Here is a 14849-nt window from a genome sequence, read left to right as displayed (position 1 = left end):
AGGGCAAAGGATGAAGGCTGATGAAGGCTCAAAATATCCCTGATGATTTAAAAGTCCGCGCCGTCCAGTTGCGCGAACAATTGAATAGGTATGGCTATCGCTATTATGTTCTGGATAGCCCGGAAATCCCCGATGCCGAGTATGACCGGTTATTTCAGGAATTGCAGGCGCTGGAAATCGCACATCCTGAACTGATCGCGCCGGATTCCCCGACTCAGCGCGTGGGCGGCAAGCCCCTGGAAGCGTTCGCGCCAATCCGTCATCAGCGACCGATGCTGTCCATCCGCACTGAAACCGATACAGGTCCGGATGGCGCCCGAGCGTTTGATGCCCTAGTGCGGCGCGAATTGGAGCTGAGTGAAGACGCGGCGCCGGTTGAGTATGCCTGTGAGCTGAAATTCGATGGTTTAGCCATCAACCTGCGTTACGAGCAGGGAGTGCTTACGCAGGCGGCCACGCGCGGTGATGGCGAGACCGGCGAGGATGTAACGCAAAATGTGCGCACTATCAAGACCGTGCCACTGCGCTTGCAAGGCATTGCACCCGAGGTGTTGGAGGTGCGTGGCGAAGCGTACATGCGCCGTCCGGATTTTGAACGCTATAACGCTCAGCAACGGGCTGCCAGCTTGCCGGCGCTGGTTAACCCCCGCAATGGCGCAGCAGGCGCGATCCGGCAACTGGATTCTCGTCAGGCAATGAAGCGCCCGCTGTCCTTTTTTGCTTACGGCCTAGGTGAAACGCAGGGTTGGGAGCCGCCAGCCACGCACAGCGCGACGCTGGATGCTCTAGCGGCTTTGGGTTTGCCGGTGAGCGCGGAACGAGCGGTCGTGCAAGGCGCCGATGGGCTGATGGCGTTTCATGACGCCATTGCCGGAAAGCGTGACGCGCTGCCTTTCGACATTGACGGCGTGGTTTACAAAGTCAATCGCCTGGATTGGCAGCGGCAACTCGGATTTCGCACTCGTGAGCCGCGTTGGGCGGTGGCCCACAAATTTCCGGCTCAGGAGGAGCTGACGGTGGTCGAAGCCATCGAAGTCCAGGTTGGACGCACGGGAGCAATCACCCCGGTGGCGCGACTCAAACCCGTGTTCGTGGGCGGGGTCACGGTGACCAATGCAACCTTGCATAACGCCGATGAAATTGCGCGCAAGGATGTACGCGTCGGTGATACCGTGATCGTGCGCCGGGCCGGCGATGTGATTCCCGAAGTCGTGAGCGTCGTGCGGGATCGGCGGCCTGCCGATGCGCAACCATTCGTGATGCCGGAAACCTGTCCGGTATGCGGCTCGCATGTCGTTCGCCCGGAAGGGGAATCCGTGGCGCGATGCATGGGGGGTCTTTACTGCCGCGCCCAGCGCAAGGAAGCGCTGCGTCATTTTGCCTCGCGGCGGGCAATGGACATCGAAGGGTTGGGCGATAAGCTGGTGGAGCAGTTGGTCGATCAGGAGTTAGTGCGGGGTCCCGCTGATCTTTATGCACTGGACGTAACAACGCTGGCGGGTTTGGAACGAATGGGCGCAAAATCGGCGGCCAATCTGGCAGCGGCGCTAGAGCGCAGCAAGACCACGACCCTGGCGCGATTTCTCTACGCGCTGGGCATTCGCGAGGTCGGCGAAGCAACCGCCATGACGCTGGCGGCGCATTTTGGCGCGCTGGAGGCATTGGTGGTGGCTGAGGAAGAAACGTTGCAACAGGCGCCGGATGTGGGGCCAGTGGTTGCCGCGGCGATTCGCGCCTTTTTTCAGGAACCGCATAATCAGCAAGCGATCGCCCGCCTGCGAGCGGCAGGGGTACATTGGCCTGATGGTGCGAGGAAACCGGCGGTGATTTCGTCACTGGCGGGTAAAACCTTCGTCTTAACCGGCGCGCTGGATTCCCTGGCCCGCGATCAGGCGGCTGATCGCTTGCGAGCGCTGGGCGCCAAGGTTAGTGGCAGCGTGTCGAAGAAAACCGATTATGTGGTGGCGGGTCGCGACGCCGGCTCCAAACTGGAGAGGGCGCAAGCGTTGAATGTAACGGTTCTGGACGAGGCCGGTTTGCTGGCGCTGTTGGAAGATTCTTAGAGAGATGAAGATTTCGATTCAGGACGCCACTCTCATCCCCCAGGTGGAAACCCGGATTGACCGCTTGACGGTTTTGCACGGCACGCTTTTACGATGCATCGGCGCCTTGAACGTGAACACGGACTCCACCTCGCATCTGGTCTGCGAAGCGTTGCAGCAGGCAGCCGACGAATTAGCGGAAATGATCGTTCAAGACACCCAGTTGTGCGCGCTGAAGCTCTCCCGGTATCGCAACCGGGATGTGGGCGAACAGTTTATTGATCTTGAAGATGAGTGATCGCGCGCCAGTACGGCCTCATTTATTTCCCAGCTGCTAAAAACGGTCTGAACCATTTCCCACGGCTTCCAAATTCAGGGCGGCGGCCAGCAAAGCCTGAGTATAGGGGTGTTGAGGACGCTCAAACACCTGCCGCGCTGGCCCTTCTTCCACCACCCGGCCATTCTTCATCACCAGCAAATGATTGGCCAGCGCCCGCACGACGCGCAGATCGTGACTGATAAACAGGTACGCCAATCGGTAGCGGCGTTGCAAGTCGCGCAATAAATCTACAATCTGCGCCTGCACGGAGACATCCAGGGCGCTAGTCGGTTCGTCGAGGATCAACAGGCGCGGTTGCAGTGCCAGAGCGCGGGCGATGGCGATGCGCTGGCGCTGACCGCCAGAGAATTCATGCGGATAGCGATCCTGAGTCTCCGGGTCCAGTCCGACTTCTTCTAACGCCTGGGCAATCCGGGTGCGGCGGGTTTTGTGATCACCCGCTAATCCGTGAACCCGCAGACCTTCTTCGACAATTTCGCCTACGGATAACCGGGGACTCAATGAACCATAAGGGTCCTGAAAGACGATCTGCATGGCCTGGCGCAATGGGCGCAACGCCTTGTCCGGCTGATGGTCGATGCGCTGCCCCTCGAAGCGAATCGCGCCGGTGCTGGACAACAGGCGCAGCAACGCCAGCCCCAGGGTGGTTTTGCCGGAACCGCTCTCGCCAACCACGCCCAGGGTTTGCCCAGCGCGCACACTCACGCTAACGCCATCGACGGCCTTGACATGCTCTGTGGCTTGTCCAAATAGGCTGCGTTTGAGTGGGAACCAGACCTTGAGATCATCGCCAGCCATGACGATCGGCGCTTCACTGTTTTCGGGGGGCGGCTCGCCCTGCGGTTCGGCGGCCAGCAGTTGCCGGGTATAGGGATGTTGGGGATTGCTGAAAATCCCGGCGACTGAACCGGTTTCTACGACCACACCAGCCTGCATCACGCAAACGCGATCAGCCATTTTACGCACGATGCTCAGATCATGGGTGATGAACAGAATGGCCATGCCCAGTCGCGCCTGCAAGTCCTTCAGCAATTTCAGGATTTGTGCTTGAATCGTCACATCGAGCGCAGTCGTTGGCTCGTCAGCGATGAGAATATCAGGATCATTCGCCAAGGCCATGGCGATCATCACTCGTTGCCGCTGGCCGCCGGATAACTCATGCGGCAGCGCATTCAATCGATGCGCCGCATCGGGTAACCCGACCAACTCCAGCAGTTCCACAATGCGCGCCTTGAGCCGTGCGCCGCTTAATCCCTTATGCAGCAACAATGTTTCACCAATCTGTTTTTCAATGGAATGCAGAGGATTAAGCGAGGTCATCGGTTCCTGGAACACCATAGCGATCTGGTTGCCGCGAATCTCGCGCAATCGGGCGGGCGTCGCGCCCAGCAGTTCCTCGCCGCGTAGACGAATGCTGCCACCGGGATGGCGGGCGTGAGGATAGGGCAGCAGTTGCAGCAGCGACAGCGCTGACACCGATTTTCCGGAGCCGCTTTCGCCCACCAGCGCCAGCGTCTCGCCGCGCCGGAGCGCGAAGGAAACCTGCTTGACTGCCGGTATCGCGCCGAAGGAAACGGAGAGATCGCGGACTTCGAGAAGGGGAGTGGATTCAGTCGCTTCGGAATGGATCTGCATAGGTTGCCTTCAGCGTGGAGCGGTTTAAAAGTCATCAGTGTGGATGCGTTGGAAGGGCGCTAGTGTTGGCAATAGTTCCCGCAAACGCGCCTCCCGTTCCACAGGCGGTAATTGACCGATGGTTTCCGCCGCTTGGTAAAATCTTGCGAAATCTCGCCCTTCCCGTTCAAACAAGGCCAGAAACGCCGGAACCTGCCGGTAATAGGTGCTGACGCCGGCCAGTTTGGCGTTATTCAAGTCCTGCATGAACCAGCGATCGTAACCCGCATAACCTCCCCAATCTTGTTTGAGCGCTTGATAACGCGCCTGCAATTCCCCCAGGATGCGCTGCTTGCCGGTGCGTTTTTCCGACTCGCGGTGGGGAGAAACATAAAGCACTGCCAATGATTCACGGGCCTGCACCGTAAGTTGCAAAAACTGCTCACGTCGGCGCAGGTCTGCCGCATACTCCTCGCGTTCATGCGCTACAGCCCGCCGTTCCAGCCAGCGTTCCGCGCCCAACTGGCCCACGGCAGTCGCAAACGCTTCGTTGAAAGCCGTGTCGTCAGCCACATATAACCGTTGATGCGCCAGTTCGTGAAACATCAATTCCGCCAATCGCCCAGTAGGCCAGTCAATGAACGTGTTAAGCAAGGGATCGTCAAACCAGCCAAGCGTCGAGTAGGCGGTAATATCGGCCATGTAAACATCGTCGCCGGTTGCGCGCAACTCCGCTGCTAACCGGCTGGCCGCCTCAGCGTCGAAATAACCGCGATAGCTCAGACAACCGGCCACCAGGAAACACCATTGACGTGGCTCCAGACTCAACTCCGGCGCAGCAAAGACGTTTTTTACCACCCAGCTCCGCTGGAGATCGGAATAGTCACGGTAACTGTTATTATCTGGTAGCGCTAACTCGGTGGCGGCGAAGTCACGCAAAGCCTGAGCGGTTTCCAGGCGCTGACGCAATTCCGGCGAGGTTGTTGAATCCGCCAGCACGTCCGCTACAGGTCGTCGAACTTGCCAAAGCTTCCATTGGCCCGCCGCCGCCTGTTGGTAATAAGCCAGATCGGCGCAACCGGGGAGGGCCATTATGATTGTCAGTATGATGAAAAAATTCTGTGAAATTTGTCGCATCACCCGGAAAACCACTTAAGGTTGACAGCACCGATCATTCTGCTTCACTGAAGGATGTTTGTGGTGTGTGCAGATCATAGCAGCGGGTTCTAATCTTGGTCGGATGAATACAGACACAGTAACAACCTATCTGGTCGGCGGTGCGGTGCGCGATGAGTTGTTGAATCTGCCGGTTAAGGAACGCGACTGGGTCGTGGTCGGCGCGACGCCGGATGACTTGCTCACGCGCGGCTTTCGTCCGGTGGGCAAAGATTTTCCGGTGTTCCTGCATCCGGAGACCCGTGACGAATACGCCTTGGCGCGCACTGAACGCAAGACCGCGCCGGGCTATCATGGCTTCCACATCCACGCGGCCCCCGAGGTCACGTTGGAGGATGACCTGCAGCGCCGCGATCTGACCATTAACGCCATGGCGCGCGATGCGCAAGGCCAACTGATCGACCCCTATCACGGCGCCCGCGATCTTGAAGCGCGGTGGTTGCGCCATGTCTCGCCCGCTTTTGCCGAAGATCCGGTGCGGATTCTGCGCGTGGCCCGGTTTAGCGCCCGCTATGCCTCGCTGGGCTTTCGGGTTGCGCCGGAAACTCTGAATCTGATGCGCGCCATGGTCGTCAGTGGCGAAGTCGATCACTTGACGCCGGAGCGGGTCTGGGCGGAAACCGTGCGCGCACTGGGCGAATCGCGTCCCGAGCGGTTTATTGAAACCTTGCGCGACTGTGGCGCGCTGGCGCGCATTTTCCCAGAGCTGGATCGCCTGTTCGGCGTGCCGCAACCTCCCGTTCATCATCCAGAAATCGACACGGGCCTTCACACACTGATGGCGTTGACTCAGGCGGTGCGATTGGGCGCGGATGTGGTGACCCGTTTTGCAGTGCTGGTTCACGATTTTGGCAAGGGAGCAACTCCGCCAGAAGAATGGCCGCGTCATCTCGACCATGAGGATCGTGGCGCCGAACTGGTGCGCGCCTTTTGTCAGCGACTGAGGGTTCCCAACCTGCATCGGGAACTGGGGGTATTGACCGCCCGTTATCACACACACTGCCATCGCGCCCTGGAATTGCGTCCGGGAACCCTGTTGAAAATTCTGCAAGCTCTGGATACCTTGCGCAAACCGCAGCGCTTTGAACAATTCCTGCTGGCCTGTGAGGCGGATGCCCGAGGCCGCCTAGGACTGGAGAATCGTGATTATCCGCAGGCAGATTTGCTGCGACGCATTTATCAGGCAATATCCGGCATCCAGGCGCGACCATTGATGGAGCAAGGTTTAAGCGGCTTGGCGCTGGCCGAAGCCTTGCGACGCGAACGGTTGGCGACGATTACCGAGGTGCGACGGGCTTTTACCAGTGTGGGTTGTTGATTTAAATATAAACACTGAATCAGGAGACAATGCGATGAACCCCTTAGATGAAGCGATGAACTCACTGGAAGCCATTATTACCAGTCCAGACCCTGAAAAAATGCGCGATGCGCTTTATTTAGCTTTGACCCGCATTGAACAACTGGAAAACGAAATATATTTTATCAAATCAGAACAAGCTGATATAAATCGCCATATTACCGAGTTATATAAAAGGATCCGATCACGACCAGAATAAAACACTACATATAATCTTTTGAAAACGGGTATCTCAATCCCGCAAGTGACAATCAAACAACACATCTTCACCCATCACATAGCGGCGATGGCGAGGATGCAGTCCCTGCGACAAATCTTCAATCGTCGGCAACGTAATGCTCGGCCGACCAGAGCCGATAACCAGCGGCGCGATAGCAATCTGTAACCGATCCAGCAAGCCCGCTTCCAGGAAGTTCGACACCGTCAGCCCACCCCCTTCGACAAACAACCCAAACAGACCCCGCTCGTGCAACTGCCGTAGAACCTCTCGAAGCGGCAAATGTGGGCCATCATGGGGAATGCCCATGACCTCTGCATGACCTGGCCCCGGTTGATGAGCCAGCCCTTCAGCGCAAACCAGCAGCGTTCGCGTGGTTTGATCCTGAAATAGATAGCGCTCAGCAGTAAGACGACGGTGGGGATCGATGACGACTCGCACCGGTTGCGGTCCCGTAACCCGCCGGGTAGTCAGTTGTGGATCGTCGCACTCCACCGTGCTTGCGCCAACGAGAATCGCATCGCACAGTGCGCGTAATCGGTGCAGATGCGTAAGATTTTCCGGGCTGTTGATATGGCGGGATGCGCCGCAGACTGTTGCAATGCGGCCATCGAGACTTTGCCCCAGATGGGCCAGGGTGAACGGTCGTTGCCGATTGGCCAAGGCCATTGGTAGATAGAGATCCAGCAGTTCCGCGCTGGTTTGCGGAACCGGAACCCTGGCGGTCCAGAAACCGTTGCTGGCGATCTCAATGAGGGTAGCGGCGTCTCCGGCGGGAACCAGCGCCAGTTGACCGTCTCCGGTCAATCCACAGATCACCGGATCGGGAAGCGTCTCCAGCGTTCGTGATGCGCAGCGCAGTTCGAGCAGCAACCGCCAAACCTGATCGGGAGTAAATTCCATTGCCTGGTTATAGCGCATCCATCAGCGAATTCAGGTCCAGCAGTCGTTGTTCCTGAATCAGCGGTTCGATCACCGGATCAAGATGACCTTCCAGCACCTCGCCCAGCTTGTACAATGTCAGGTTGATGCGATGGTCAGTCACCCGTCCCTGCGGAAAATTATAGGTGCGGATGCGCTCGGAGCGATCGCCGCTGCCCACCAGCAACTTGCGGGTCTGCGCCTGAGCGCTGGTCTGTTTCTCCTGTTCCGCCGTCAATAATTTGGCCTGCAACAGGGACATGGCCCGCGAGCGGTTCTTGTGCTGGGAGCGCTCGTCCTGGCATTCCACCACAATGCCGCTGGGCAAGTGCGTGATGCGAATTGCTGAATCCGTCTTGTTGACATGCTGCCCCCCCGCCCCGGAAGCGCGGTAGGTGTCAATGCGCAAGTCAGCAGGATTGATGTCGATTTGCTCTACTTCCTCCAGTTCCGGCATAACCGCCACGGTCGCCGCCGAGGTGTGAATCCGTCCCTGCGCCTCGGTCACCGGCACACGTTGCACCCGATGGGCGCCGGACTCAAACTTCAGCTTGGAGTAGACGCCCTGGCCGATAATCCGGCCAATGACTTCCTTATAACCGCCATGTTCGCCAGGGCTTTCGCTAAGGATTTCCAAGGTCCAGCCACGCAATTCGGCATAACGGCCATACATCCGCCATAAATCGCCAGCGAACAGCGCCGCCTCGTCGCCGCCAGTCCCGGCGCGGATTTCCAGAAAGACGTTGCCAGAATCATGGGGATCTTGCGGCAGCAGCAAAAATTGCAAGGTTTGCTCCTGCTCCATGCGCCGCTGGTCTGCTTCAAGCAGTTCAGCCTGGGCCAGCGCGCGCATTTCCGGGTCGTTGTCCTGGGCCATTTCACGCGTGCTGTCCAGTTCGTCCAACACCTGGCGGTAGGCATGGAACCCGCTGGCTACCGGCTCCAGTTGCGCGTATTCCACGGACAGAGCGCGAAAGCGGTCATTGTCGTTGATGATCTCCGGCTCCGCCAGTAAAGCGCTAATTTCTTCGTGACGAGCCGCCAGTTGTTCCAGCTTAGCCAGCATTGAGGGGTTCATGGATGCGGTTTTCCGTCATGCAGACGGTATAAGTTCTGAATCAGAGTCAACATTTCCAAATCGCCTTGAGCCGCGGCTTCCCGCAGACCGGCGCAGGGCGGATGAATAAGCTTATTTGTCAAAGTATTAGCCAAAAAATTCAGTGCTTCGGCGGGATCCTGGCCTTGGGCAAGTTGTCGTCGGGCGCGGGCCAGCGCCTCATCACGCGCCGCTTCAGCGCGTTGCCGCAGGGCGCGGATACTGTCGACGCTGTCCTGCGCACGCAGCCAGGCCATGAAGCGTTCGACCTGGTTGTCAATAATCTCTTCCGCCTGCCGGGCGGCCGCCTGTCTTGATCGCAAGTTCTCCTGAATAATATCCTTGAGGTCGTCCACTGTGTACAAGTATACGTCATCCAGATCTGCCACCGCTGGATCGATATCACGCGGCACGGCCAGATCGACCATGAACATCGGTTGATGGCGGCGCTGTTTCAAGCAACGGCGAACCAGTGCGGCTTCCAGCATCAGGCCGGGATTGGCGGTGGAAGCGATCACCATGTCCGCTTCTCCAAGATGCAGGGGAATTTCTTCCAGGGCGATTGCATAACCGGCAAAGGAAGCCGCCAAGGCATGCGCCCGCTCCAGGGTCCGATTGGCGACCACCAACCGGCCAATTCCGCTCTCATGGAGGTGGCGGGCCACCAGTTCAATTGTGTCGCCTGCGCCGATCAGCAATGCGGTGCGGCGTGGCAGATCGGCAAAAATCTGTTTGGCTAAACTGACTGCGGCAAAGGCGACCGAGACCGGGCTGGCGCCAATGTGCGTATCGGTGCGCACTTGCTTGGCCACCGAGAAGGTGTGTTGAAATAATCGCTCCAGCAGGGTCCCCAAGGCTCCGGCCCGACTGGCCGCCTGATAAGCCCTCTTGACTTGCCCGAGAATTTGCGGTTCGCCTAACACCATTGAGTCCAACCCGGAGGCGACCCGCAGAATATGCCGCACCGCTCGGCCCTCAGCGTGTTGGTAAAGATAGGGCCGCAAATCTGCAGCCGGCAGCGTATGATAGTCGCCCAGCCACTTTACTACGCGCTGGCTATCGCCATCTTTCAGGCCGCAGTACAGTTCAGTGCGATTGCAAGTGGACAGAATGGCCGCCTCATAAACACCGCCCCGTTCACGCAAATCCCGCAGGGCTGGATACAGGCGGTCTGGCGCGAACGTCACCCGTTCGCGGACGCCGACCGGCGCGGTTTGATGATTGAGGCCAAGAGCCAGCAGGGACATGGGATGCAATCAGGATTGGGCTGAAAAATGTTGAATTGTGCGGGATAAAACCAGCTTGTGACAAGGTCATACTTCATATCGCGATGCGCTGTGCCCTACGCTTCCAGAGTGAGGTTCATAGCGAGCAAGATATTTGTACCAGGGAACCTGAAACCTGCTGATTCTGCTTGAACGATTTTTAAAAGTTGGTAATGAACATACTCCTAAAAGCCTTGGTTTTTTGCAGCCCGCTCCTCAGTGGTTGCGTCACTGTCGTGGATGCACAGGCGCCCATTGAGCCGGAATTCCAGATCCGTCCCGTTTTGGAACCCAGTCCCCGGGCCGAGTTGATGTACCAGGTTCTGACAGCGGAACTGGCAGGTAAACGCGACCAACTCGATGTAGCGTTGAACCACTACCAGCAAGCAGCCATTGTCAGCAACGACCCGCGCGTAACTGAACGCGCAGTGGTGTTGGCTTTAATCATGAAGGAAAACGCTGCTGCGTTGGCGCTGGCGCAACGCTGGCTGGCGCTCGACCCCGCCAGCGAGCAGGCGCAACAAACCCTGGCGTTGGCTTATTTGCGTAATGGTCGTTTGGAAGAAGCGGCTGAATATCTGGAAACGGTGCGCCGTGTTGCCCGGAACAAGGACAAGCAACAGGGCTACGCGACCATCGCCTCGCTGCTCAGTCAGGCGGACGACAAGCAGTTGGCTCTGCGCGTGATGGGACAATTCCGCGACCGCAACCCCCGTTCCGCCTTCGCTCAATACTACTATGCCATGCTAGCCGCCGCCGCCGGCGAACGCGAACAGGCGCTGACCGGGCTGGAGCGGGCGTTGGCTCGTGATCGAAAGCTGGTTCCCGCGCATCTGCTGCGCACTCGTTTGTTGCTGGAGGGTGGTGATCGAGAGGCGGCGCTGGCCGGGTTGGCCAAGGCGGTGGCTGCTATTCCACGCGACCGCAACCTGCGCATGAGCTACGCACGCTTGCTGATCGATGCGGGTCAACTGGACAAGGCGCGCCGGGAATTCGCTATCCTGCTCAATCAGAATCCCAAGGATACCGATTCGCTGTACGCACTGGGCCTGCTGGCGGCGGAAACTCGCCAGTTTGACCTGGCCGAAACCTATTTTCTGGATTTGATCAAGCGCAATACGCGACTGGCGGACGCCTACTTTGAACTGGGCCGCATCGAGGAGCAGCGCGGTGATTACGCCAAGGCCCGGGAATGGTATGAACGGGTCAAGGACGAGGATCGCTATCTCAGCGCCCAGATGCGCATGGGCGTGGTGCTGGCCAAATCGGGTGATATCGCCGGCGCTGGCCAGCATTTCGATGCCTTGCGCCGTGATAATCCGCAAAACGACATCACCCTGTATCTGGCCGAGGCTGAAGCGTTGCGCGAGGCCGGACGCTATCAGGAAGCCTTTGACGGTTTGGATCGAGCGCTGGCGTCGCACCCCAACGACAAGGATTTACTGTACGCTCGAGCGTTGGCGGCGGAAAAACTGGACCGGCTGGATCTGCTGGAGCGGGATTTACGCGCGATTCTCGCGGCTGATCCCAAAAATGGGCAAGCGCTGAATGCGCTGGGCTACACGCTGGCGGACCGCACGGACCGTTATCAGGAGGCGCTCGGCTACATCGAACAGGCGCTGGAGCAAATGCCCAATGATGCAGCGGTGCTCGACAGCATGGGCTGGGTGCACTATCGACTCGGCAACCGGGACCGGGCGCTGGAGTATCTACGCCAGGCTTACCGGATTAACCCGGACGCCGAAATTGCCGCGCATCTGAGCGAAGTGCTCTGGGTCAACGGCCAGCGGGACGAAGCCCGGAAAGTCTGGCGGGAAGCTCTGGCGCGCGACCCAGATAATATACACTTGCGCAAATTGCAGGAACGGTTTAACTGGTAGAGGATTGACGTTAATGACTGAAGACGAGCAACGCGCAAGCGATTTCATTGCCGCCTGCGCCAAGGAAGTGAGCGCTTACATTCTCCGTTACGCGGATGAGGCGGGACTGGAGCGTTCATCGTTTCTGGTCAGCGTCGCCGCGGTTCTGGCCTCATCAGCGTTGGCGGCGCAGCCCGAGGATCAGCTTGGCGCCGCCTCGCGTCATATCCAAAATGCTTTGGGTCTGATTCATTGCCTGCGGGATGAAGAAGCAGACAACCCGATGCCTGCTGCTGCCGCCAATGCAGGTTTCACCGCCCCGCAACCGTCGCCATGAGCCGGTTAGTCAGGCGCAATAGCAAGAACCGGTTTTTTATTGGGATCATCGCACTATTCATTCCAACCTTCCTGTTGACCGGGTGCGCTACTCCACCGCCTTCTGTGCCGAAGGCGACGGCTTGGAGCGCCCGGCAAACCCGGCTCATGCAATTGGCAAACTGGCAGGTGGACGGACGCATTGGCGTCATCAGCGGCCAGGAAGGCTGGCACGCCACTTTCCAGTGGGTGCAGCGGAAACCCGGTTACCGTATCGATCTGCTGGGTCCGCTCGGTCAAGGTCGAGTTGTTATTGAAAGCGATGGCGAGGAAGTGCGGGTCCAGACCCAGGAGGGTCAAAGCTGGGCCGCGCCCGATCCCGATGATCTACTCGAACAAACTCTGGGAGTGCGTCTGCCGGTCAACGGCTTGCGGTACTGGGTGCGCGGCTTGCCAGCACCCGGCCCGGCACCGGTATTGCAAACCGACACTGAAGGTCGACTGACCCGGCTGGAACAAAACGGTTGGGTGATTGAGTACTTGATTTATGCGCCGACCTCTATTCCCGACCTGGATCTGCCGGAGCGCGTCATTGCGCAACACGGGGATCTGAACATCAAACTGGTCATCCAGCAGTGGACGCTGTAACGTCGCCACCTGACGCGACGGCTTGGCCAGCCCCGGCCAAACTCAACCTCATGTTGCGCATCGTGGGCCGGTGCCCGGATGGCTACCATTTGCTCCAAACGGTCTTTCAGTTTCTCGATTACAGCGACTGGTTGTGGTTCGACCGGCGTGATGATGGCGTGATCGAGCGCCAGGGTGAAGTCGCTGGCGTTGCCCCGGACGCGGATTTAATAGTGCGCGCCGCCCGATCATTGCAGCAGGCCACCGGAACCCGGTTAGGCGCGACAATACGCATTGTTAAACGGTTACCGATGGGCGGAGGGCTGGGCGGCGGCAGTTCCGACGCAGCGACCGCGCTGGTAGCGCTAAATGAGTATTGGCGAACCGGATTGACCTTGGCGGAATTGGCGGAACTGGGTTTGCGACTGGGCGCTGACGTGCCGGTCTTCGTCCACGGTCGTGCCGCCTGGGCGGAAGGTGTAGGTGAACAGCTGACGCCGATCACGCTTGACGAACCCTGGTTCCTGGTCTTAGTCCCGGCTTGTTCGATCGCCACGGGCGCGGTGTTCAGCGACCCGGAATTGACAAGAAACTCCCCACTCCTCACAATAGCGGACTTTGCGAAGGGCATGGGCGGTAATGATTGCGCAGCGGTGGTTTATCGTCGCTACCCGCAAGTGGCCGCTGCAATTGCCTGGTTAGAGCGTTACGGAGATGCGCGGTTAACCGGCACCGGCGCTGGGGTGTTCGCCGCTTTCCCGGATGTCGTCAACGCTAGGCAAGTGCTCAGGCAATTGCCGGCAGGTTGGTCAGGGTTTATTGCCCGAGGGCATAACTGTTCGCCGCTGCATGATCGCCTGGCGCAAGCCAGACGCGAATCTGTTTGAAGCGCTTCTGATTTTTTGGGCCGTAGCCAAGCGGTAAGGCACTGGACTTTGACTCCAGCATTCCCAGGTTCGAATCCTGGCGGCCCAGCCATCTTTAATAGAGCAGACCGATGATAGCGGGGGAACAGGTCGTGTATGAAAGTCGAATGATGGTGTTTGCAGGCAACGCCCACCCGCAACTGGCCCACGATATCGTCAATCATCTGCAAATGCCGCTAGGTCAGGCCATCGTCAGTCGCTTTAGCGATGGCGAAGTGATGGTGGAGTTAATGGAGAATGTACGGGGCAAGGATGTCTTCATTGTTCAGCCCACCTGCTATCCGACCAATGACAACATCATGGAACTGCTGGTGATCGCCGATGCGTTGCGGCGCTCCTCGGCGGTGCGGGTCACAGCAGTCATTCCCTACTTTGGCTATTCCCGGCAGGATCGCCGGCCCCGTTCAGCGCGCGTGCCGATTTCCGCCAAAGTGGTTGCCAACATGATCACCAGCGTTGGCGTAGATCGGGTGCTGACCGTGGATTTGCACGCGGATCAGATCCAGGGATTTTTTGACATTCCGGTGGATAATATCTACGCCACGCCGATGGTGTTGAGCGATATTCAGTCCCAAAACCTGGGCGATCTCATGGTGGTTTCGCCGGATGTAGGCGGTGTGGTGCGCGCCCGTGCTCTGGCCAAGCGATTGGCCGATTCCGAGTTGGCGATCATTGACAAACGCCGGCCCGCGCCCAATCAGGCGCAGGTGATGCATGTCATCGGCGATGTCGAGGGGCAGCATTGCATTATAGTGGATGACATGGTCGATACCGCCGGCACGCTTTGTTTGGCGGCCAAGGCGTTGAAGGAATGGGGCGCAGCTTCGGTGCGCGGTTACTGTACTCATGCGGTACTGTCCGGCGCAGCGGCCACGAACATCCGCGAATCTGCGCTGGACGAACTGGTCGTGACCGACACCATTCCCCTGCGTCCTGATTCGGCGGCGTGCCCGAATATTCGCCAGATCAGCGTGGCGGGGCTACTCGCTGAGTCCATGCGCCGGATTCATCTCGAAGAGTCAGTGAGTTCGTTGTTCCTGTAAAATTTTCACCATCCCGCCTGGTTCAAAGGTGGAATCACTGAAAGCGGCGCG

At 58.6% G+C, this 14849-nt stretch carries 14 protein-coding genes and 1 tRNA gene; 10 read left to right on the top strand and 5 right to left on the bottom strand.

All coding sequences use genetic code 11. From position 1 onward, the window contains the following. The first annotated feature begins 20 nt into the window (after positions 1 to 20). Both ligA and H6973_07355 read left to right on the top strand, forming a co-directional pair. A complete protein-coding gene (ligA, locus tag H6973_07360; GenBank protein MCP5125445.1) occupies positions 21 to 2063 on the top strand; it encodes an NAD-dependent DNA ligase LigA in 2043 nt (680 codons plus the stop codon). 4 nt (positions 2064 to 2067) lie between these two features. Continuing rightward, entirely contained in the window at positions 2068 to 2340 is a 273-nt protein-coding gene (locus H6973_07355; protein MCP5125444.1) for a hypothetical protein, read from the top strand. Between the two features lie 36 nt (positions 2341 to 2376). On the opposite strand, the gene H6973_07350 is transcribed toward H6973_07355, so the two are convergent. Then, positions 2377 to 4017 (bottom strand): ABC transporter ATP-binding protein, encoded by a 1641-nt coding sequence (locus H6973_07350; GenBank protein ID MCP5125443.1) that lies wholly within the window; start codon positions 4015 to 4017, stop codon positions 2377 to 2379. 24 nt (positions 4018 to 4041) lie between these two features. Next, the gene (locus H6973_07345) at positions 4042 to 5133 is read right to left on the bottom strand and encodes an aminopeptidase (GenBank protein ID MCP5125442.1); all 1092 of its coding nucleotides are present in this window, start codon (positions 5131 to 5133) and stop codon (positions 4042 to 4044) included. 103 nt (positions 5134 to 5236) lie between these two features. Here H6973_07345 and H6973_07340 point away from each other — a divergent pair, with 103 nt between their 5' ends. Both H6973_07340 and H6973_07335 read left to right on the top strand, forming a co-directional pair. Then, a complete protein-coding gene (locus tag H6973_07340; GenBank protein MCP5125441.1) occupies positions 5237 to 6490 on the top strand; it encodes a multifunctional CCA addition/repair protein in 1254 nt (417 codons plus the stop codon). 34 nt (positions 6491 to 6524) lie between these two features. Then, positions 6525 to 6728 carry a hypothetical protein gene (locus H6973_07335; GenBank protein MCP5125440.1) on the top strand — a complete coding sequence of 68 codons (204 nt, stop codon included), beginning with the start codon at positions 6525 to 6527 and terminating at the stop codon, positions 6726 to 6728. Positions 6729 to 6761: 33 nt separating this feature from the next. Here H6973_07335 and H6973_07330 read toward each other — a convergent pair whose 3' ends face one another. From H6973_07330 to H6973_07320, 3 genes are all read right to left on the bottom strand, one after another. Continuing rightward, a complete protein-coding gene (locus tag H6973_07330) occupies positions 6762 to 7415 on the bottom strand; it encodes a RibD family protein (protein MCP5125439.1) in 654 nt (217 codons plus the stop codon). A gap of 241 nt (positions 7416 to 7656) precedes the next feature. Further along, positions 7657 to 8745: a peptide chain release factor 1 gene (gene prfA, locus H6973_07325; GenBank protein ID MCP5125438.1), complete on the bottom strand. Its 1089-nt coding sequence runs from the start codon at positions 8743 to 8745 to the stop codon at positions 7657 to 7659. Next, a complete protein-coding gene (locus H6973_07320) occupies positions 8742 to 10010 on the bottom strand; it encodes a glutamyl-tRNA reductase (GenBank protein ID MCP5125437.1) in 1269 nt (422 codons plus the stop codon). Before H6973_07320 ends, prfA begins: the two co-directional genes overlap by 4 nt. Positions 10011 to 10201: 191 nt before the next feature. On the opposite strand from H6973_07320, the gene H6973_07315 reads away from it, so the two are divergent. From H6973_07315 to H6973_07290, 6 genes are all read left to right on the top strand, one after another. Beyond that, positions 10202 to 11908, top strand: a complete 1707-nt coding sequence (locus tag H6973_07315) for a tetratricopeptide repeat protein (protein MCP5125436.1) — start codon at positions 10202 to 10204, stop codon at positions 11906 to 11908. A gap of 13 nt (positions 11909 to 11921) precedes the next feature. After that, complete coding sequence (locus H6973_07310) at positions 11922 to 12224, top strand: hypothetical protein (GenBank protein ID MCP5125435.1); 303 nt, start codon at positions 11922 to 11924, stop codon at positions 12222 to 12224. Beyond that, on the top strand, positions 12221 to 12850 hold the full coding sequence (gene lolB / locus H6973_07305; GenBank protein MCP5125434.1) for an outer membrane lipoprotein LolB: 630 nt from the start codon (positions 12221 to 12223) through the stop codon (positions 12848 to 12850). Before H6973_07310 ends, lolB begins: the two co-directional genes overlap by 4 nt. 50 nt (positions 12851 to 12900) lie before the next feature. Further along, positions 12901 to 13716: a 4-(cytidine 5'-diphospho)-2-C-methyl-D-erythritol kinase gene (gene ispE / locus H6973_07300; protein ID MCP5125433.1), complete on the top strand. Its 816-nt coding sequence runs from the start codon at positions 12901 to 12903 to the stop codon at positions 13714 to 13716. A 16-nt stretch (positions 13717 to 13732) separates the two neighbouring features. Then, positions 13733 to 13807 (top strand) — tRNA-Gln (locus tag H6973_07295). Between the two features lie 55 nt (positions 13808 to 13862). After that, complete coding sequence (locus tag H6973_07290) at positions 13863 to 14798, top strand: ribose-phosphate pyrophosphokinase (GenBank protein ID MCP5125432.1); 936 nt, start codon at positions 13863 to 13865, stop codon at positions 14796 to 14798. The last annotated feature ends 51 nt before the right edge of the window (positions 14799 to 14849 follow it).

It is taken from the genome of Gammaproteobacteria bacterium, from assembly GCA_024235095.1.
GTDB lineage: Bacteria > Pseudomonadota > Gammaproteobacteria > Competibacterales > Competibacteraceae > UBA2383.
The sequence above is the reverse complement of the archived record's forward strand: the minus strand, read 5'-3'. Positions and strand labels throughout refer to the sequence as shown.